The 17,204-nt window shown below is 67.9% G+C and carries 26 protein-coding genes; all 26 read right to left on the bottom strand.

Annotation, left to right across the window (positions count from 1 at the left end; genetic code table 11):
• Nucleotides 1-128 precede the first annotated feature (128 nt).
• Nucleotides 129-524: a 50S ribosomal protein L18 gene (gene rplR, locus AB0I28_RS15000; RefSeq protein ID WP_357493453.1), complete on the bottom strand. Its 396-nt coding sequence runs from the start codon at nucleotides 522-524 to the stop codon at nucleotides 129-131.
• Entirely contained in the window at nucleotides 525-1,064 is a 540-nt protein-coding gene (gene rplF, locus AB0I28_RS14995) for a 50S ribosomal protein L6 (protein WP_357493451.1), read from the bottom strand.
• A 16-nt stretch (nucleotides 1,065-1,080) separates the two neighbouring features.
• Complete coding sequence (gene rpsH / locus AB0I28_RS14990; RefSeq protein WP_357493449.1) at nucleotides 1,081-1,488, bottom strand: 30S ribosomal protein S8; 408 nt, start codon at nucleotides 1,486-1,488, stop codon at nucleotides 1,081-1,083.
• A gap of 183 nt (nucleotides 1,489-1,671) precedes the next feature.
• Nucleotides 1,672-1,857, bottom strand: a complete 186-nt coding sequence (locus tag AB0I28_RS14985) for a type Z 30S ribosomal protein S14 (protein ID WP_357493448.1) — start codon at nucleotides 1,855-1,857, stop codon at nucleotides 1,672-1,674.
• Between the two features lie 2 nt (nucleotides 1,858-1,859).
• A complete protein-coding gene (rplE, locus tag AB0I28_RS14980; RefSeq protein ID WP_357493446.1) occupies nucleotides 1,860-2,420 on the bottom strand; it encodes a 50S ribosomal protein L5 in 561 nt (186 codons plus the stop codon).
• Entirely contained in the window at nucleotides 2,420-2,734 is a 315-nt protein-coding gene (gene rplX / locus AB0I28_RS14975) for a 50S ribosomal protein L24 (protein WP_357493445.1), read from the bottom strand. Before rplX ends, rplE begins: the two co-directional genes overlap by 1 nt.
• A 3-nt stretch (nucleotides 2,735-2,737) precedes the next feature.
• A complete protein-coding gene (gene rplN / locus AB0I28_RS14970) occupies nucleotides 2,738-3,106 on the bottom strand; it encodes a 50S ribosomal protein L14 (protein ID WP_285661966.1) in 369 nt (122 codons plus the stop codon).
• 9 nt (nucleotides 3,107-3,115) lie between these two features.
• Nucleotides 3,116-3,382 carry a 30S ribosomal protein S17 gene (gene rpsQ, locus AB0I28_RS14965; RefSeq protein ID WP_357493443.1) on the bottom strand — a complete coding sequence of 89 codons (267 nt, stop codon included), beginning with the start codon at nucleotides 3,380-3,382 and terminating at the stop codon, nucleotides 3,116-3,118.
• Nucleotides 3,379-3,615, bottom strand: coding sequence for a 50S ribosomal protein L29 (rpmC, locus tag AB0I28_RS14960; RefSeq protein WP_357493441.1), 237 nt, complete (start codon nucleotides 3,613-3,615; stop codon nucleotides 3,379-3,381). Before rpmC ends, rpsQ begins: the two co-directional genes overlap by 4 nt.
• The gene (rplP, locus tag AB0I28_RS14955; RefSeq protein WP_357493439.1) at nucleotides 3,615-4,040 is read right to left on the bottom strand and encodes a 50S ribosomal protein L16; all 426 of its coding nucleotides are present in this window, start codon (nucleotides 4,038-4,040) and stop codon (nucleotides 3,615-3,617) included. Before rplP ends, rpmC begins: the two co-directional genes overlap by 1 nt.
• Before the next feature lie 6 nt (nucleotides 4,041-4,046).
• Nucleotides 4,047-4,859 (bottom strand): 30S ribosomal protein S3, encoded by an 813-nt coding sequence (gene rpsC / locus AB0I28_RS14950; protein WP_357493437.1) that lies wholly within the window; start codon nucleotides 4,857-4,859, stop codon nucleotides 4,047-4,049.
• Complete coding sequence (rplV, locus tag AB0I28_RS14945) at nucleotides 4,859-5,386, bottom strand: 50S ribosomal protein L22 (protein ID WP_357493435.1); 528 nt, start codon at nucleotides 5,384-5,386, stop codon at nucleotides 4,859-4,861. Before rplV ends, rpsC begins: the two co-directional genes overlap by 1 nt.
• 27 nt (nucleotides 5,387-5,413) lie before the next feature.
• Nucleotides 5,414-5,695 carry a 30S ribosomal protein S19 gene (rpsS, locus tag AB0I28_RS14940; protein ID WP_357493433.1) on the bottom strand — a complete coding sequence of 94 codons (282 nt, stop codon included), beginning with the start codon at nucleotides 5,693-5,695 and terminating at the stop codon, nucleotides 5,414-5,416.
• A gap of 15 nt (nucleotides 5,696-5,710) precedes the next feature.
• Nucleotides 5,711-6,547: a 50S ribosomal protein L2 gene (gene rplB / locus AB0I28_RS14935; protein ID WP_357493432.1), complete on the bottom strand. Its 837-nt coding sequence runs from the start codon at nucleotides 6,545-6,547 to the stop codon at nucleotides 5,711-5,713.
• A gap of 14 nt (nucleotides 6,548-6,561) precedes the next feature.
• On the bottom strand, nucleotides 6,562-6,876 hold the full coding sequence (gene rplW, locus AB0I28_RS14930; protein WP_357493430.1) for a 50S ribosomal protein L23: 315 nt from the start codon (nucleotides 6,874-6,876) through the stop codon (nucleotides 6,562-6,564).
• Nucleotides 6,873-7,553: a 50S ribosomal protein L4 gene (rplD, locus tag AB0I28_RS14925; RefSeq protein ID WP_357493428.1), complete on the bottom strand. Its 681-nt coding sequence runs from the start codon at nucleotides 7,551-7,553 to the stop codon at nucleotides 6,873-6,875. Before rplD ends, rplW begins: the two co-directional genes overlap by 4 nt.
• Complete coding sequence (gene rplC / locus AB0I28_RS14920) at nucleotides 7,550-8,218, bottom strand: 50S ribosomal protein L3 (RefSeq protein WP_357493426.1); 669 nt, start codon at nucleotides 8,216-8,218, stop codon at nucleotides 7,550-7,552. Before rplC ends, rplD begins: the two co-directional genes overlap by 4 nt.
• A 12-nt stretch (nucleotides 8,219-8,230) precedes the next feature.
• Nucleotides 8,231-8,539, bottom strand: a complete 309-nt coding sequence (gene rpsJ, locus AB0I28_RS14915) for a 30S ribosomal protein S10 (protein WP_184790214.1) — start codon at nucleotides 8,537-8,539, stop codon at nucleotides 8,231-8,233.
• Nucleotides 8,540-8,854: 315 nt separating this feature from the next.
• Nucleotides 8,855-10,048, bottom strand: coding sequence for an elongation factor Tu (tuf, locus tag AB0I28_RS14910; protein WP_357493425.1), 1,194 nt, complete (start codon nucleotides 10,046-10,048; stop codon nucleotides 8,855-8,857).
• Nucleotides 10,049-10,318: 270 nt separating this feature from the next.
• A complete protein-coding gene (fusA, locus tag AB0I28_RS14905; protein ID WP_357493423.1) occupies nucleotides 10,319-12,418 on the bottom strand; it encodes an elongation factor G in 2,100 nt (699 codons plus the stop codon).
• A gap of 154 nt (nucleotides 12,419-12,572) precedes the next feature.
• Nucleotides 12,573-13,043, bottom strand: coding sequence for a 30S ribosomal protein S7 (gene rpsG / locus AB0I28_RS14900; protein WP_357493421.1), 471 nt, complete (start codon nucleotides 13,041-13,043; stop codon nucleotides 12,573-12,575).
• 2 nt (nucleotides 13,044-13,045) lie between these two features.
• Nucleotides 13,046-13,420 carry a 30S ribosomal protein S12 gene (gene rpsL, locus AB0I28_RS14895; protein WP_184790218.1) on the bottom strand — a complete coding sequence of 125 codons (375 nt, stop codon included), beginning with the start codon at nucleotides 13,418-13,420 and terminating at the stop codon, nucleotides 13,046-13,048.
• 463 nt (nucleotides 13,421-13,883) lie between these two features.
• A complete protein-coding gene (locus AB0I28_RS14890; RefSeq protein ID WP_357493419.1) occupies nucleotides 13,884-14,636 on the bottom strand; it encodes a hypothetical protein in 753 nt (250 codons plus the stop codon).
• Nucleotides 14,637-14,640: 4 nt separating this feature from the next.
• Nucleotides 14,641-15,006: a hypothetical protein gene (locus AB0I28_RS14885; RefSeq protein WP_357493417.1), complete on the bottom strand. Its 366-nt coding sequence runs from the start codon at nucleotides 15,004-15,006 to the stop codon at nucleotides 14,641-14,643.
• Nucleotides 15,007-15,643: 637 nt separating this feature from the next.
• Nucleotides 15,644-16,201 (bottom strand): hypothetical protein, encoded by a 558-nt coding sequence (locus AB0I28_RS14880; protein WP_357493415.1) that lies wholly within the window; start codon nucleotides 16,199-16,201, stop codon nucleotides 15,644-15,646.
• Nucleotides 16,198-17,055 carry a hypothetical protein gene (locus tag AB0I28_RS14875; protein WP_357493414.1) on the bottom strand — a complete coding sequence of 286 codons (858 nt, stop codon included), beginning with the start codon at nucleotides 17,053-17,055 and terminating at the stop codon, nucleotides 16,198-16,200. The genes AB0I28_RS14880 and AB0I28_RS14875 overlap by 4 nt, the downstream gene beginning before the upstream one ends.
• Nucleotides 17,056-17,204: the final 149 nt, after the last annotated feature.

Genomic DNA, 17,204 nt, shown 5'->3' with positions numbered 1-17,204 from the left:
CCTGCCCGACACCGCGAACCGAACTACCGTTCGGCACCCGGCCCTGAACCGGCCGAAGCGGATGGGGTGAGTCTCCACCCCATCCGCACACAGCCGAGGACGCGCGGCCCGAAGGCCGCACGCGACCTCTAGAAGCTCAGTCCACCCTCGCGGGCGGCGTCGGCCAGAGCCGCGATCCGGCCGTGGTAGCGGTTGCCGCCACGGTCGAAGACGGCCTTGTCGAAACCGGCCGACTTGGCGCGCTCGGCCAGCAGTTCGCCGACCTTCTTCGCCTGGGCGGTCTTGTCGCCGTCGAAGCCCTCGAACGTGTCGTCGAGCGACGAGGCCGAAGCCACCGTGTGGCCCTTCGAGTCGTCGATGAGCTGCGCGACGATGTGCCGGATGGACCGGGTGACCACCAGGCGCGGACGCTCGGCGGTACCGGACATGTTCTTACGGACCCGGAAGTGACGACGGTCGCGGGCAATGCGGCGAGTACCGCTGATGCCCCCGGAGTTGCGACGCTTGGCGAGCGTGGCCGACATTTACCTACCTGCCTTCCCCGCCTTGCGGCGGATGTGCTCGCCGACGTACTTGACGCCCTTGCCCTTGTACGGCTCCGGCGGCCGGATCTTGCGGATGTTGGCGGCGACCTCGCCGACCTGCTGCTTGTCGATGCCCTCGATGTGGAAGAGCGTCGGGCGCTCGACCGAGAAGGTGATGCCCGCGGGCGCCTTCACGAGGACGGGGTGCGAGAAGCCCAGGGCGAACTCGAGGTCCGACCCCTTCAACTGCACGCGGTAACCGGTGCCGTTGATCTCCAGGCTCTTCTTGTACCCCTCGGTCACACCGACGACCATGTTGGCCACCAGGGTGCGCGACAGACCGTGCAGGGCACGGGACTGGCGCTCGTCGTTGGGGCGCTCGACCTGCAGCTCGCCGTTGTCGGCCTTGCTGATGGTGATCGGCTGAGCCAGAGTGTGCGACAGCTCGCCCTTCGGGCCCTTGACCTTGACGAAGGCGCCTTCGATGGCGACGTCGACTCCGGAAGGGACCGGGATTGACTTACGTCCGATGCGCGACATGTGCTCGCAGCCTCCTTTACCAGACGTAGGCGAGGACTTCCCCGCCCACCCCACGCTTGCGAGCCTGCCGGTCGGTGAGGAGGCCGTCGGACGTGGACACGATGGCCACGCCCAGGCCGCCCAGCACGCGCGGCAGCTCAGTCGACTTGGCGTACACCCGAAGACCGGGCTTGGAAACACGGCGGATGCCGGCGAGGCTCCGCTCGCGGTTCTGGCCGAACTTCAGGTCGACGACCAGCGTCCTGCCAACCTTGCCCTCGGCCGGGTCCTCGACCTTCCAGCCCGCGATGTAACCCTCGGCCTTGAGGACCTCGGCGATGTTCGCCTTGATCTTCGAGTGGGGCATCAGGACCTGGTCGTGGTACGCCTGGTTGGCGTTGCGCAGACGCGTCAGCATGTCTGCGATCGGGTCGGTCATTGTCATTGCTGTACTTACCCTTCTCGCCCCGGTTCCCTCAGCCGTTCGAGACGGCGCTGTCGGGCCTGTGGTGAAGTGTGGTGTCGCCCGGAGTGATGAGCCACCCCGGATTGGGCCGCCCCGGGCCCGCCGCGCAGCTCCCGCCGAAGCGGTCGTGCGCGGCCGGGACCGAAGCGATGTCTTTCCTGGTTACCAGGAGGCCTTCCACACACCGGGCAGCTCGCCCCGGTGCGCCATGCTTCGCAGGCAAACCCGGCACAGGCCGAACTTGCGGTAGACGGCCTTCGGACGCCCGCACTTGGTGCAGCGGGTGTACGCGCGAACCGCGAACTTCGGCTTCTGCGCGGCCTTGTAGATCAGCGCCTTCTTCGCCATCGTCACTTCTCCTTGTACGGGAAGCCGAGCAGCTTGAGCAGCGCGCGGCCTTCGTCATCCGACTTGGCCGACGTCACGACGGTGATGTCCATGCCGCGAACCCGGTCGATCTTGTCCTGGTCGATCTCGTGGAACACCGACTGCTCGGTGAGCCCGAAGGTGTAGTTGCCGTTGCCGTCGAACTGCTGGTCCGACAGTCCGCGGAAGTCGCGGATACGGGGCAGCGAGATGGACAGCAGACGGTCCAGGAACTCCCACATCCGGTCGCCGCGGAGCGTGACCTTGGCACCGATCGGCATGCCCTCGCGCAGCTTGAACTGCGCGATGGACTTGCGCGCCCGGCGAAGCAGCGGCTTCTGGCCGGTGATGGTGGTGAGGTCGCGCACGGCGCCGTCGATGAGCTTGGAGTCGCGCGCGGCGTCGCCCACACCCATGTTGACGACGACCTTCACGACACCCGGGATCTGCATCGGGTTGGCGTAGCCGAACTGCTCCTTCAGCGAGCCCGCGATTTCCTCGCGGTAGCGCTGCTTGAGGCGCGGCAGTGTCTTCACGTCACTCATTAGAGGTCCTTACCCGTGCGACGGGAGATACGGACCTTGCGGCCGTCATCGCCACGGCGGTATCCGACGCGGGTCGGCTGGTTGTCGGCATCGAGCACCTGGACGTTCGAGACGTCGATGGCCGCTTCCTGCGTGATGATGCCGCCGGTCTTGGAGCCGCGCTGGGTCTGCGAGACCCGCTCGTGCTTCTTGACCCGGTTGACACCCTCGACGAGAACCTTGCCGGTCCGCGGGTAAGCCTCGATGACCTGACCCTCGGCGCCCTTGTCCTTGCCGGCGATGATCCGTACCCGGTCGCCCTTTTTGATCTTCATTGGTTACAGCACCTCCGGCGCGAGGGAGATGATCTTCATGAAGCGCTTGTCACGCAGCTCGCGGCCCACCGGGCCGAAGATGCGCGTCCCGCGCGGTTCCCCGTCGTCCTTGATGATGACGGCGGCGTTCTCGTCGAAGCGGATGTACGACCCGTCCGGGCGTCGCTTCTCCTTGGCGGTCCGAACGACGACGGCGCGAACGACGTCACCCTTCTTGACACCGGCACCCGGGATGGCGTCCTTGACGGTGGCCACGATGAGGTCGCCGATGCCCGCATAACGCCGGCCCGAACCACCGAGCACGCGGATGCACAGGATCTGCCTGGCACCGGTGTTGTCGGCGACGCGAAGTCGCGACTCCTGCTGAATCACGTCGGCTCCCTACTTGGCTTTCTCGAGGATCTCCACGACGCGCCAGCGCTTGGTGGCCGACAGCGGACGGGTCTCCATGATCTGGACCCGGTCGCCGACGCCGCACTGGTTGTGCTCGTCGTGTGCCTTGTACTTCTTGGTACGGCGAAGAACCTTGCCGTACAACGGGTGCTTGACCCGGTCCTCGACCTCGATGACCGCGGTCTTGTCCATCTTGTCGCTGACGACAAGGCCCTCGCGGACCTTGCGTCGCGCACGCGTTCCCTGCGTACTCATGAAGCCTCAACCTCCGTCGGCGCGACGGACAGGCCCAGCTCGCGCTCGCGCATGATCGTGTAGATCCGGGCGATGTTGTGGCGCACGACCTTCAACCCCCGGTTGTCGTCGAGCTGGCCGGTCGCGGCCTGCATCCGCAGGTTGAACAGCTCCTGCTTGCATTCCTTCAGCCGCGCGAGCAGCTCTTCGTCGGCGAGCTCTCGCAGCTCGCCGGCAGCGACAGTCGCCGCCATCAGACCTCACCCACTTCGCGCGTCACGATCCGGCACTTCATCGGGAGCTTGTGCATCGCACGGCGAAGTGCCTCGCGCGCGACCGTCTCGTTCGGGAACGACAGCTCGAACATGACCCGGCCCGGCTTCACGTTCGCGATCCACCACTCCGGAGTTCCCTTACCGGAACCCATGCGGGTCTCGGCGGGCTTCTTCGTGATCGACTGGTCCGGGAAGATGTTGATCCAGACCTTGCCGCCACGCTTGATGTGGCGGGTCATCGCGATACGGGCCGATTCGATCTGCCGGTTCGTCACGTACGCCGGGCTCAGAGCCTGGATGCCGTACTCACCGAAAGTGACCTTGGTGCCGCCCTTGCTCTTACCCGAACGCTTCGGGTTGTGCGGCTTACGGAAACCCTTCGGGGGCTTACGTGGCATAAGCATGGCTGCTCAGCCCTCCTGCTTCGTTTCACCGGAGGCGGCGCGGCCGGCCTCGGTGCCTGTTGCGGTCGTGCCCGACGCGCTCGAGCGCAGACGGCCCGGACGGTCGCCGCCGCCACCGCGACGCGCACCCCGCTCGGGACGCTCGCCGGCGCGGCGCTGCGGACGCTGCTGCTGGTCGCCATCGCGACCGGGAACACCCTCGCCCTTGTAGATCCACACCTTCACGCCGATCTGGCCGAAGTTGGTGCGGGCCTCGAACAGGCCGTAGTCGATGTTCGCGCGCAGCGTGTGCAGCGGAACGCGGCCTTCGCGGTAGAACTCGGAGCGAGACATCTCGGCGCCGCCGAGACGGCCACCGCACTGGACGCGGATGCCCTTCACCATCGGGTTGCGCATGGCCGACTGAATGGCCTTGCGCATCGCGCGGCGGAAGTTGACCCGGCTGGCGAGCTGTTCGGCGATGCCCTGCGCGACGAGCTGGGCGTCCGACTCGGGGTTCTTGACCTCGAGAATGTTCAGCTGCACCTGCTTGCCGCCGGTGAGCTTCTCCAGCTTGCCGCGGAGACGCTCGGCCTCGGCACCCTTGCGGCCGATGACGATGCCCGGACGCGCGGTGTGGATGTCGACGCGAACCTTTTCACGGGTGCGCTCGATGTCGACCTTGGCGATGCCGGCGCGCTCAAGTCCAGTCGACATGAGCTTGCGGATCTTGACATCCTCGGCCACATAGTCGCTGTAGAGCTTGTCGGCGTACCAGCGCGACGTCCAGTCGGCACTGATGCCGAGCCGGAACCCGTGCGGGTGAATCTTTTGGCCCATTACTCGGCCGCCTCCTTCTTAGACGCCTTCTTCTCGTCGGCGTCCTCGGCGGTCGCCTCGATCGTGTCGTTCTCAGTCGCCTCGGTGACCTCGGCGGCGGCCGGGGCCGCGCTCTCGGTCGCCGCACGACGCGGGCGGCGGGGAACGGTGACGGAGCCTTGGCCCGCCGCGACGCTCTCCACCACGATCGTGATGTGGCTGGTCCGCTTGCGGATCCGGTACGCACGCCCGTGGGCACGCGGCCGGTACCGCTTCATCGTCGGGCCCTCGTCAACGCGGGCCTCGGCGATGAGCAGCGACTCGGGGTCGAGCCGCTCGTTGTTCTCCGCGTTGGCGATCGCGCTGGCGACCACCTTGTACACGGGCTCACTCGCCGCCTGGGGGGCGAACTTCAGAACCGTCAGCGCCTCGGTCGCGGGAAGGCCACGAACGAGGTTGACGACACGACGCGCCTTGTTCGGCGAGACGCGGACGTGCCGTGCAACGGCCCGTGCGCCAGGCGCCGGAATGGCGTCATTGCTTGCCATCGAAATCCCCTTGCTCGTTACCCGCGCCTAGCGGCGGCGGCTCTTGCGGTCGTCTTTGTCGTGCGAGCGGAACGTCCGGGTCAGCGCGAACTCGCCGAGCTTGTGCCCGACCATCGACTCGCTGACGAAGACCGGTACGTGCTTGCGGCCGTCGTGGACGGCCAGGGTCAGACCGATCATCTCGGGGATGATCGTCGACCGGCGCGACCAGGTCTTGATGACGTTCTTGCTGTTCGTCTCGACGGCCTTCTCAACCTTCTTGAGAAGGTGGTCGTCGATGAACGGACCTTTCTTCAAGCTGCGTGGCATAACCTGCTACCTACCTCATCGCTTCCGGTTCACGTAGCGGCGCCGGACGATGAGCCGGTCGCTCGGCTTGCGCTTGGATCGCGTACGACCCTCCGGCTTACCCTGCGGGTTCACCGGGTGGCGGCCACCTGAGGTCTTACCCTCACCACCGCCGTGCGGGTGGTCGACCGGGTTCATGGCGACACCACGAACCGTGGGACGACGTCCCTTCCAGCGCATGCGGCCGGCCTTGCCCCAGTTGATGTTCGACTGCTCGGCGTTGCCGACCTCGCCGACCGTGGCGCGGCAGCGCGTGTCGACCAGGCGGATTTCACCGGACGGCATGCGAAGGTGCGCGTACTGGCCTTCACGGGCGAGCAGCTGGATCGAAGAACCCGCGGAGCGGGCCATCTTCGCGCCGCCGCCCGGGCGCAGCTCCACCGCGTGGATGGTGGTACCCACGGGGATGTTGCGCAGCGGGAGGTTGTTGCCCGGCTTGATGTCCGCGCCGGGGCCGTTCTCGATCTGCGCGCCCTGCTTCAGGTCCTTCGGCGCCAGGATGTAGCGCTTCTCACCGTCGGCGTAGTGCAGCAGCGCGATGCGCGCGGTCCGGTTCGGGTCGTACTCGATGTGCGCGACCTTGGCCGGGATGCCGTCCTTGTCGTGACGACGGAAGTCGATCAGACGGTACTGGCGCTTGTGTCCGCCACCGCGGTGCCGCGTGGTGATGCGGCCGTGCGAGTTGCGGCCACCGCTGGACGTCAGCGGACGCAGCAGCGACTTCTCGGGGGTGGAGCGGGTGACCTCGACGAAGTCGGCGACGCTCGACCCGCGACGACCGGGGGTCGTCGGCTTGTATTTGCGGATGCCCATTTCTGCGAAGCTCCCTAACCGGCCGCGGCGCCGAAGATTTCGGAGAGAGCAGTGCTGTCTCCGTCAACGGTCACGATCGCGCGCTTGGTGTCCTTGCGCTTGCCCCAGCCGGTGCGGGTGCGCTTGCGCTTGCCCTCACGGTTGAGAGTGTTCACGCTGGCGACCTTCACCTCGAAGATCTCCTGGATGGCGTTCTTGATGTGCGTCTTGTTCGCACCCGTGTGCACCAGGAACGTGAACTTGTTCAGCTCGGTGAGGCCGTAGCTCTTCTCCGAGATGACCGGCGCGAGGATGATGTCGCGCGGGTCCGAGGTGTCGATGCCACTCATGCCGCGGCCTCCTCGTCCTTCTCGTCGCCGTCGCCGGCGTCCTGCTTGCCCCTGTTGACGAAGCTGTCGTAAGCACCCTTGGTGAAGACCACGTCGTCGTTGACGAGCACGTCGTAGGTGTTCAGCTGGTCGACGACCAGGATGTGCACCGAGGGCTCGTTGCGCAGGCTCATCCAGGTGACCTCGTCGAAGCGGTCGAGGACGACCAGCACGCGACGGGACTCGGTGATCTTGCGCAGCGACGCGATCGCGGTCTTCGTCTTGGGGGTCTCACCCTCGACGAGCGCCGAGACGACGTGGACCTGGCCGTTGCGGGCCCGGTCCGACAGGGCGCTGCGCAGGGCGGCGGCCTTCATCTTCTTGGGCGTCCGCTGCGAGTAGTCGCGCGGCTGAGGGCCGTGCACGACGCCACCGCCGGCGAACTGCGGAGCGCGGGTCGAACCCTGACGGGCGCGGCCGGTGCCCTTCTGGCGGTACGGCTTCTTGCCACCGCCGGCCACCTCGCCGCGGGTCTTCGTCTTGTGCGTGCCCTGGCGGGCCGCCGCGAGCTGCGCGACGACGACCTGGTGCATCAGCGGGATGTTGACCTGGCGGTCGAACACCTCGGCGGGGAGATCCACGGTCTCGGTCGACTTCTTGTCACCGACCGGGTTCTTGACGTCTACCTGGAGGCTCACTTGCTAACACCACCCTTGGCGAGCGAGGTCTTCGCGGCCGTGCGGATCAGCACGAGGCCGCCCTTGGGACCGGGGAGCGCGCCCTTGATCAGCAGCAGGTTGTTCTCGGTGTCCACCGCGTGGATGGTCAGGTTCTGCACGGTCTGGCGAACGCCACCCATGCGGCCTGCCATGCGCATGCCCTTGAAGACACGGCCAGGGGTGGCGCATCCGCCGATCGAACCCGGCGAGCGGTGCTTGCGCTGCACGCCGTGTCCGGCGCCGAGGCCGCTGAAGCCGTGACGCTTCATGACACCGGCGTAGCCCTTGCCCTTGGTGGTTCCGGTGATGTCGACGAGTTTTGTCTCGGTGAACTTGTCCACCGTGATCTCGTCGCCCGCGGCGTAATCGCCGGCGTCGGAGGTGCGCATCTCCACCGCGTGGCGGCGGGGCGCGGTCTCGGACTTGGCGTAGTGGCCGCGCAGTGGCTGCGTGACCTTGCGGGGGTCGATCGCGCCGAAAGCGAGCTGCACCGCGGAGTACCCGTCCGTGTCGGGGGTGCGCACCTGCGTCACCACACACGGGCCGGCCTGCACGACGGTGACGGGGACGACGCGGTTGTTCTCGTCCCAGACCTGGGTCATGCCGAGCTTGGTGCCCAGGATGCCGTTGACTTGCCTATCCATCGCCTCTGGTCCCTACAGCTTGATCTCGATGTCGACACCAGCGGGGAGGTCGAGGCGCATCAGCGAGTCGACCGTCTTGGGTGTCGGGTCAAGGATGTCGATCAGGCGCTTGTGCGTGCGCATCTCGAAGTGCTCACGCGAGTCCTTGTACTTGTGCGGCGAACGGATCACGCAGAAGCGGTTGACCTCAGTCGGGAGCGGCACAGGCCCCGCGATGTTGGCACCGGTACGCGTAACCGTCTCGACGATCTTTCGCGCCGAGGAGTCCACGACCTCGTGGTCGTAGGCCTTGAGCCGAATGCGGATCTTCTGTCCCGCCATGGTTCCTTTACTCTCATCCCACTCGTTTCAGGGCCCTTGTCCGGTCCCCGAGGTCGGGCGTGTCGCGGTCTGCGGGCAGTCTCGTCCCTGGGCATGCCAGAGCCAGATGCCGCTTGTGCGTTTTCCTCAAGCCTCGCGCCAAGACGCGCGGTGCGGCTCGGACACGTGCGTTTTAAGCGCAGTGGTGCCCACCGCCCCGCAGGGCGCAACCTGTTCATTATGCCGTACGCCGGGGACCGCGCCCACTCCGGGGTGCGTTCCCCGGCGTACGTCACACCGAATCGTTGAATCCGGTGCGTGCGTCGTGCTGCCGAACTACTTCAGGATCTTCGTGACCCGGCCGGAACCGACCGTGCGGCCACCCTCGCGGATCGCGAAGAGGAGACCGTCCTCCATGGCGATCGGCTGGATCAGCTCGACCGTCATGGAGGTGTTGTCGCCGGGCATGACCATGTCGGTGCCCTCGGGGAGGGTGACGACGCCGGTCACGTCGGTGGTGCGGAAGTAGAACTGCGGGCGGTAGTTGTTGAAGAACGGCGTGTGACGGCCGCCCTCATCCTTTGAAAGGATGTAGACCTGACCCTCGAAGTTCGTGTGCGGGGTCGAGGTGCCGGGCTTGATGACGACCTGGCCGCGCTCGACGTCCTCACGCTTGATGCCGCGAAGCAGCAGGCCGACGTTCTCACCTGCGCGCGCGTCATCGAGGGTCTTGCGGAACATCTCGATGGCGGTGACCTTGGTGGTCAGCGCCTTCTCCTTGATGCCGATGATCTCGACGTCCTCGTTGGGGAGGAGCACACCGCGCTCGACACGACCGGTGACGACCGTACCGCGACCGGTGATCGTGAAGACGTCCTCGACGGGCATGAGGAACGGCTTCTCGGTCTCACGCGCCGGCGTCGGGATCGAGCTGTCGACGGCGTCCATGAGCTCGCCGACCGACTCGGCCCACTTCGCGTCGCCCTCGAGCGCCTTCAGCGCCGAGACCTTCACGACCGGGGCGTCGTCGCCGGGGAACTCGTAGGTGTCCAGCAGCTCGCGGACCTCCATCTCGACGAGCTCGAGGATCTCCTCGTCGTCGACCATGTCGGCCTTGTTCAGCGCCACGACGATGTACGGGACACCGACCTGGCGAGCAAGGAGCACGTGCTCCTTGGTCTGCGGCATCGGACCGTCGGTCGCCGAGACCACCAGGATCGCGCCGTCCATCTGCGCGGCACCGGTGATCATGTTCTTGATGTAGTCGGCGTGACCGGGGCAGTCAACGTGCGCGTAGTGCCGTTCCTCGGTCTGGTACTCCACGTGCGCGATGGAGATCGTGATGCCGCGCTGCTTCTCTTCAGGCGCCTTGTCGATCTCGTCGAACGGGGTGTACGGGTTGAGGTCCGGGAACTTGTCGTGCAGGACCTTGGTGATGGCCGCCGTCAGCGTCGTCTTACCGTGGTCGATGTGACCGATGGTGCCGATGTTGACGTGCGGCTTAGTCCGCTCGAACTTCGCCTTCGCCACTGTCGTCCTCCTGTGGACATCTTGTATCTACGTCGAATTACCTGAGGTCACAGCCCTTGGATCTGTTCGATCCGTGGCCGTGCGGGTTATGCAGTACTGCTCGCCGGTGAGCGGCGGCCGGTCGCCCGACCACCCCCACCACGCTTTCGGTGGTGACCCACCCGACTGCGACGCCGGGAAGGCCGCTGTTCGGTTTCTCCGCCCCGACCCTGCCAACAACCCGTTTCGGGGTCGTCACCGGGGTCGGGACGAAGTCACTCGAAAGCTCTGTTACTCGCCCGTCGCCTTGGCGATGATCTCCTTGGCCACGTTCGCCGGAACCTCGGCGTACGAGTCGAACTGCATGCTGTAGCTCGCCCGGCCCTGGGTCTTCGACCGCAGGTCGCCGACGTAGCCGAACATCTCGCTGAGGGGGACCAGGGCCTTGACGGTACGGGCGTTTCCACGCTCGCCCATCTCCTGGACCATCCCCCGGCGGGAGTTGAGGTCACCGATGACGTCACCCATGTTCTCCTCGGGAGTGGTGACCTCAACGGCGAACATGGGCTCGAGCAGCGCCGGGTCGGCCCTGCGGGCCGCTTCCTTCAGCACCTGCGCGCCGGCGATCTTGAAGGCCATCTCCGAGGAGTCGACCTCGTGGTACTGACCGTCGAGCAGCTCGAGCTTGATACCCACGAGGGGGTATCCGGCGAGGATGCCGTACTGCATCGAGTCCTGGGCGCCGGCGTCCACCGACGGGATGTACTCCCGCGGGATACGGCCACCGGTGACCTTGTTCTCGAACACGTACGTCGGTCCGTCGCTGGTCATCTTCAGGGGCTCGATCGCCACGATCACTCGCGCGAACTGACCCGAACCACCGGTCTGCTTCTTGTGCAGGTACTCCACCTTGTCGACCCGCTTGCGGATCGTCTCGCGGTAGGCCACCTGCGGCTTTCCGATGTTGGCCTCGACGTTGAACTCGCGGCGCATGCGGTCCACCAGGATGTCCAGGTGAAGCTCGCCCATGCCGGAGATGACCGTCTGGCCGGTCTCCTCGTCGGTCTTGACGCGGAAGGTCGGGTCCTCTTCGGCGAGCCGCTGGATCGCCGTCGAGAGCTTGTCCTGGTCGGCCTTCGACTTCGGCTCGATCGCCACCGAGATGACGGGCTCGGGGAACGTCATCGACTCCAGGATCACCGGGTTGGCGCTGTCGGACAGCGTGTCACCGGTGGTGGTGCCCTTGAGGCCCTGGACGGCGATGATGTCACCGGCCTGCGCGAACGTGCGCTCCTCGCGCTTGTTCGCGTGCATCTGGTAGATCTTGCCGACGCGCTCCTTGCGGTCCTTGGTCGAGTTGATGACCTGGGTGCCCGGCTCGACCCGGCCCGAGTAGACGCGAACGTACGTCAGCTTTCCGAGGTGCTTGTCCGTCTGGACCTTGAAGGCCAGGCCGGAGAAGGGCTCGGAGACGTCCGACTCACGCTTGTCGGGGGTCTCGCCGTCCATCTTCGTACCGGTGATCGCCGGGACGTCGATGGGCGCGGGGAGGTAGTCGATGACCGCGTCGAGCAGGGGCTGGACGCCCTTGTTCTTGAACGCGGTACCGGTCAGGACGGGGTTGGCGTTGCCGGCGATCGTGGCCTTGCGGATCGCGGCCTTGATCTCGGCGGTCGACAGCTCCTCACCCTCGAGGAACTTCTCGGCGATCTCGTCGTCGAGGTCCGCGAGGCCCTCAAGGAGCTTCTCGCGGTACTCGGCGGCCTGGTCGGCGAGCTCGGCCGGGATCGGCTCGATCTCGTAGTCCTCACCGATCTGGGTCTCGCCACGCCACACCAGGGCACGCATCTCGACCAGGTCGACGACCCCGATGAAGTCCGCCTCGTTGCCGATCGGCAGCTGGAGGACGAGCGGGTTCGCGCCGAGGCGCTCCACCATCATGTCGACGCAGCGGAAGAAGTTCGCACCGGTGCGGTCGAGCTTGTTGACGAAGCACATCCGCGGGACGTTGTACTTGTCCGCCTGACGCCAGACGTTCTCGGTCTGCGGTTCGACGCCGGCGACACCGTCGTACACGGCGATCGCACTGTCGAGGACGCGCAGCGACCGCTCGACCTCGACCGTGAAGTCGACGTGGCCGGGCGTGTCGATGATCTGGATGGTGTGGTCTTTCCAATGGCAGGTGATGGCGGCGGAGGTGATGGTGATACCACGCTCCTGCTCCTGCTCCATCCAGTCCATCGTCGCGGCGCCGTCGTGGACTTCGCCGATCTTGTACGTGATGCCGGTGTAGAACAGGATCCGCTCAGTCGTCGTCGTCTTACCGGCATCGATGTGCGCCATGATGCCGATGTTGCGGAGCTTCGCCAGGGCGCTGTCGGCCTTAGCCACTGTCTTGTCCTGATTCTCTAGTCGTGTAACTCACTGGCCGCCCACTACCAACGGCTCGGTCAAATTTCTGATCGCGCTCGCCGTTGGTGCGGGCCCTTCGTATGCACGAAGGTCGACACGAGTATGCCGCTCACGTGAGCGAGCGGCATTCCCTTTACCAGCGGTAGTGCGCGAAGGCCTTGTTGGACTCGGCCATCTTGTGGGTGTCCTCGCGACGCTTCACAGCGGCACCGAGGCCGTTGCTGGCGTCGAGCAGCTCGTTCATGAGGCGCTCGGTCATGGTCTTCTCCCGGCGGGCGCGGCTGAACTGAACCAGCCAGCGCAGCCCGAGGGTGGTCGCCCGGGACGGGCGGACGTCGACCGGCACCTGGTAGGTCGCGCCACCGACACGGCGGCTGCGGACCTCAAGGGCGGGCTTGACGTTGTCGAGGGCGCGCTTGAGCGTGACGACCGGGTCGGTCTCGCTCTTGGCGCGGGTGCCCTCGAGGGCGTTGTAGACGATGCGCTCGGCGAGCTGACGCTTGCCGCGCACCAGGACCTTGTTGATCAGCTGCGTGACCAGGACCGAGTGGTAAACCGGGTCGGCAGCGAGCGGACGGCGCGGAGCCGGGCCTTTACGAGGCATTGTTAGCTCTTCTCCTTCTTCGCGCCGTAGCGGCTGCGGGCCTGCTTGCGGTCACGAACACCCTGGGTGTCGAGCGATCCGCGGACGATCTTGTAGCGGACACCGGGAAGGTCCTTCACACGGCCGCCGCGCACGAGCACGATCGAGTGCTCCTGCAGGTTGTGTCCCACGCCGGGGATGTAGGCCGTGACCTCGAAACCGCTCATGAGTCGCACGCGGGCGACCTTGCGCAGCGCGGAGTTCGGCTTCTTGGGAGTGGTCGTGTACACGCGAGTGCACACGCCGCGACGCTGAGGACATCCCTTCAGCGCCGGGGTCTTGCTCTTACTGGCCTTGGCCTTGCGGCCCTTGCGGACCAGCTGCTGGATCGTTGGCACCGGGTTTCTCGTCTCCCTTCGGCTCCTCGTGGCATCCTGCCGGAGCCGAGCCGTCTTCTCCTGGTTGTTTCGATCTACCTGTGTTGCCCGGACTCACACCACCTTGTCGGTGCTTGTCCGCCCCCCGCGCTCGGGCGTGTCGCCGTCGCATACCCCGAGCCGCTCTCACATGCTCGGAGTCTGGGGTTACGCCGTCCCCCGCCTGAGTGGGGAACGCACGCGAACCTGGACGCAGGGCCCAGGCACAAGGGGAGAGCGTACCCACCTTAAGAGAGGCGGGTCAAAGCGGACCCGCAGACGCCGGGTGGAGTGCGATGACTCACCCCGGTGTCCGGGTGACCGCTCGTTCACCCTTGCCGTGCCGTTCCTGTTCTGCGGTACGCGCCCGTGTCGACACGAGAGCACACCGCAGAACAGCATAACTCCCCGGCCGTGCGCGCATCCACCAGGGGTCGCGCGGCCGTCACCGGCCGCGCTGCGTCTCGCTCGCGCTCGGCGCCGGTCCGACCGGCGGGTCGCCGGGGCCCGGGTCCCCGCCGGAGAAGGCCGCGACGGCGAGAATCATCACGACGGTCAGGAACAATCCCACCCCGCCCAGGATCATTCCGGTGATCGCCGTCCCCTTGCCGACGTACTCGCCGCCCGACGACCGCACCTGCCGCAGGCCCACCACGGCCAGCGCCAAGGACGCGCCGCAGAGGAAGACGGCCAGGACCGTGAAGGCGACGCCGAAGACGGTGTCGTAGACGATGCCGATGCAGCCGACGGCGATCGCGGCCAGAATGCCGGCCACCCCCGCCAGCACCCCGCCGAGCGCCGGGCCCGAGTGGATCGGCTTGATCTGCGGGAGCATCAGCTGGTAGCCGCCGCCGCTGGAGCCGGGCGCGATCTGGCCCGTGTAGCCGTAGGGCATCGTCGGGCGCCCGATGCGCGGCGGAACCGGCGTCGGGGCCCCCATGGGCTGCTTCACCGGTGGGACCGGGGGCAGCAGCGGGTCGTGCTGCTCGTGGGCGCGGTTGCCGCCGCCGAAGACCTCGGGCCCCGGCACCGCCGTGACCGGCGCCTCCTCCGGCTTCGCCCAGGTGCCGTCCTGCTCCGCCCGACGGGCCGCGAACCACTCCGGCGAGCCCGGCTCGGGCTGCGTCGGAGGAGGCGCGAAGGGGTAGGAACTCGGCTGCGGCGGCTGCTCGTCACGCCGCTCGGGTGTTTCGCTCACCGCATCAGTCCACATCGGAGGGGAAGTCGTTGCCGCCCGGGCCGCCGCCGGCGACTCCGATCCGGTCCACCAGCCACAACAGCAGGCCCAGCAGCACCACCGCGGCGGCGATCAGCAGCGCCAGCTGCGCCAGCCACCGCCCCCGCCGCACGCGGGCGCTGCCCGTCAGGAAGCCCTTCGAGGCGACGATCTCGCCCTCGGCCTGCCCCGCCAGCCGCAAGGCGATGAACGCCGGGATCACGCCGCCGATGAACGGCGCCGTGATCACCGCGACGACGGCGAGCGCCATCGCCGTCACGGCTTTGGTCGACGGCACCGGGTCGGGATCGCGGGGATCGCGGATCGCGGCGGGAGGCGGGTGTGGCTGCACTCCCCCATCATGCCCGGCTCGGACGACGGGGTTGAAGGGATGCCGGGAGTGGGGTGGGTTTGGGGGTGGGGGCGGGAAGGGGGAGGGCGGTGGGGTGGACGGCGACAGGGGTGGGGGTGGGACGGGAGGCGGTGGTGGGACGGCAGAAATGGATGGGACAGCGCAGTGAAGTGGGGACGTGCCGGCGAGGGCCACGGTGGGGTGGATGGCTCTGCCGATTCCGTCCGGCGCGGTGAGCGGCATGGTGGGGTGACCGGGCCCGGCGGCCGACCATCCCGGTCCAGCGGGACGGGGTGCTCCTGGAGAGACTGCGGAGGGCGGGAGGGCGGGTTCCGACGCACTTTCTCCGGCGCACTTCGGGGCAGCGGGAGGCGGCTGTGCGTCCGCATTGGCGGCGAGGTCGGCGAGTGCGTCCAGTCGACCGCGGGGCCGGCGGATGCGGAGTACTCGGAGCGTCGCGCGTCGGCCTGCGGGCGGGCGCCAGCGACAGGGGCCGGCCAGGGTGGCGTCCGTGCGGCGGGACAGCGAGGAGCCGAAGGCCTTGGGCCGAGCTTCGGCGGGGAACTCGCGGCGGGTTGACCGCAGCAAGGTCGGCAGGGGGCAGCGCCAGCCGCGACGCAGAGGCCCACCTCCTCGATCACCCGCAGGTGCCGCCGAACCACATGCCGACCGCCTTCCACGCCCCCTCCCGTGGCCGCAGCACGACGGTCACCAGCGTCGGTGGGGCGTCCATCCCGTCGGCGGTGGAGTCTTTCGGCGCGTTGCCCGGGGACGGTGTGGCGTCCGCCCCCGCCGACGGACCCACCTCGGTGCCCGGCCCCACCGCCCCCGCCGGAGCCTCCAACCCCTCCCCCTCCCCGCCGTCGAAGTCCACGCACGCCGCGAACGCCCAGCCGCTCCCCCGGGCCTCGACCCCCAGCACCTCGCGCTCGACGGTCCCCCAGTCCGATCCCCCGTACTCGGCTTGCTCGCGCAGGCCTTGGCGGAGGCTCGTCAGCAGCGGGTCGGCGGCAGCCTTGGGCAGCCGGTCGTCCTCGCCGTGGTGCTGGGCGTGCTCCCAGGCCGACCAGTAGGCCTCGTAGGCGGCGGTGACTTCCGCCGGGGGTTGGGGCGGGGGTGCCGGTGTGGCGTTGGGGGTCGCCGCGCAGCCGGCCAGCAGGAGCGCGCTCGCCAGTCCCAGTCGCGGCCATCTCATGGAGTCACCACGTCTCGGGCCCGCGCGCGTTCGGCGGCCAGGGCGTCCGCGACGGACTTGAGGGCGTCGGCGTTGTCGTCGGCCAGTTCGGCTTGGTAGCCGCTCAGCAGCTCGAACCAGACCTCACCCAGTCGCGACCGGGTCTTGCACGCCACGTCGGCGGTGGCGAGGGCGCGTTCGACGTCGGTGACCGTCCTCGGCCAGTACTGGTACTGCGCCTCGCCCGGCAGTTCGTACTCGTGGCCCTTCTCCGACATGCAGGTGCTCCATTCCCCCAGACTCTCCACGGCTCGGGGGTCGGTGGCGACGGCGTCTTCGGCGGCGGCTGTCAGCGACGCGACGAGTGAGAGGTCGGGGGGTGGGCCGAAGGCTTGGTCGGCTTCGGCGGCGCAGCCGCCGTAGGGGATACCGGGGGCGGGGGGTTCGCCGGGGAGGGGGCCGAGGTAGGCGAGGCGTTGGCCGTCGGGGGTGGGGGCCTCGGTGTTGCGGGTGTCGGCGGGGGCGCGGTAGCCGTGGGCGGCGGCGTGGTCGGCGTCGAGGAGGCCGATCGACATGCCGCTGTCCCAGGGCCGCGCGGTGGGCAGCGGGGGCGGCGTCCAGCCGGGGTGGCCGAGGCGGGTCATGCACTCGGCCGCGAGGGTGTCGCGGGCGCTCTCGACGAGGCGGAGCCCGGCGAGGTCGTGGCGGTAGGCGGCCAGGGGCAGCGCGGCGGCGGGGTCGGCCGGCACGGAGAGGCCCGACAGGGAGGGACCTGCCGGGGAGGGCCCGGGCGGAGCTGCGCAGCCGGTGAGGAGGGCGCATGAGGCGAGGAGTGCGGCGAGGGTGTTCGCCGCGCGTTCGGGCGCCGGTCGCAAGGGTTTTCACCTCCGTGCCGCGCGACGATTTATTCCGACGGTGGAAAGGTCGGCGGCGAGACCTTTCCCGCGCGAAAGAACTGTGCGCGAAGAATGCGCGAATGGACCGGCTCGGCGCCTTCGTGATCAGTGCAGACCGCTGAGCAGAT

The sequence above is a fragment of the Phytomonospora sp. NPDC050363 genome, from assembly GCF_040655735.1.
GTDB lineage: Bacteria > Actinomycetota > Actinomycetes > Mycobacteriales > Micromonosporaceae > Phytomonospora.
The sequence above is the reverse complement of the archived record's forward strand: the minus strand, read 5'-3'. Positions and strand labels throughout refer to the sequence as shown.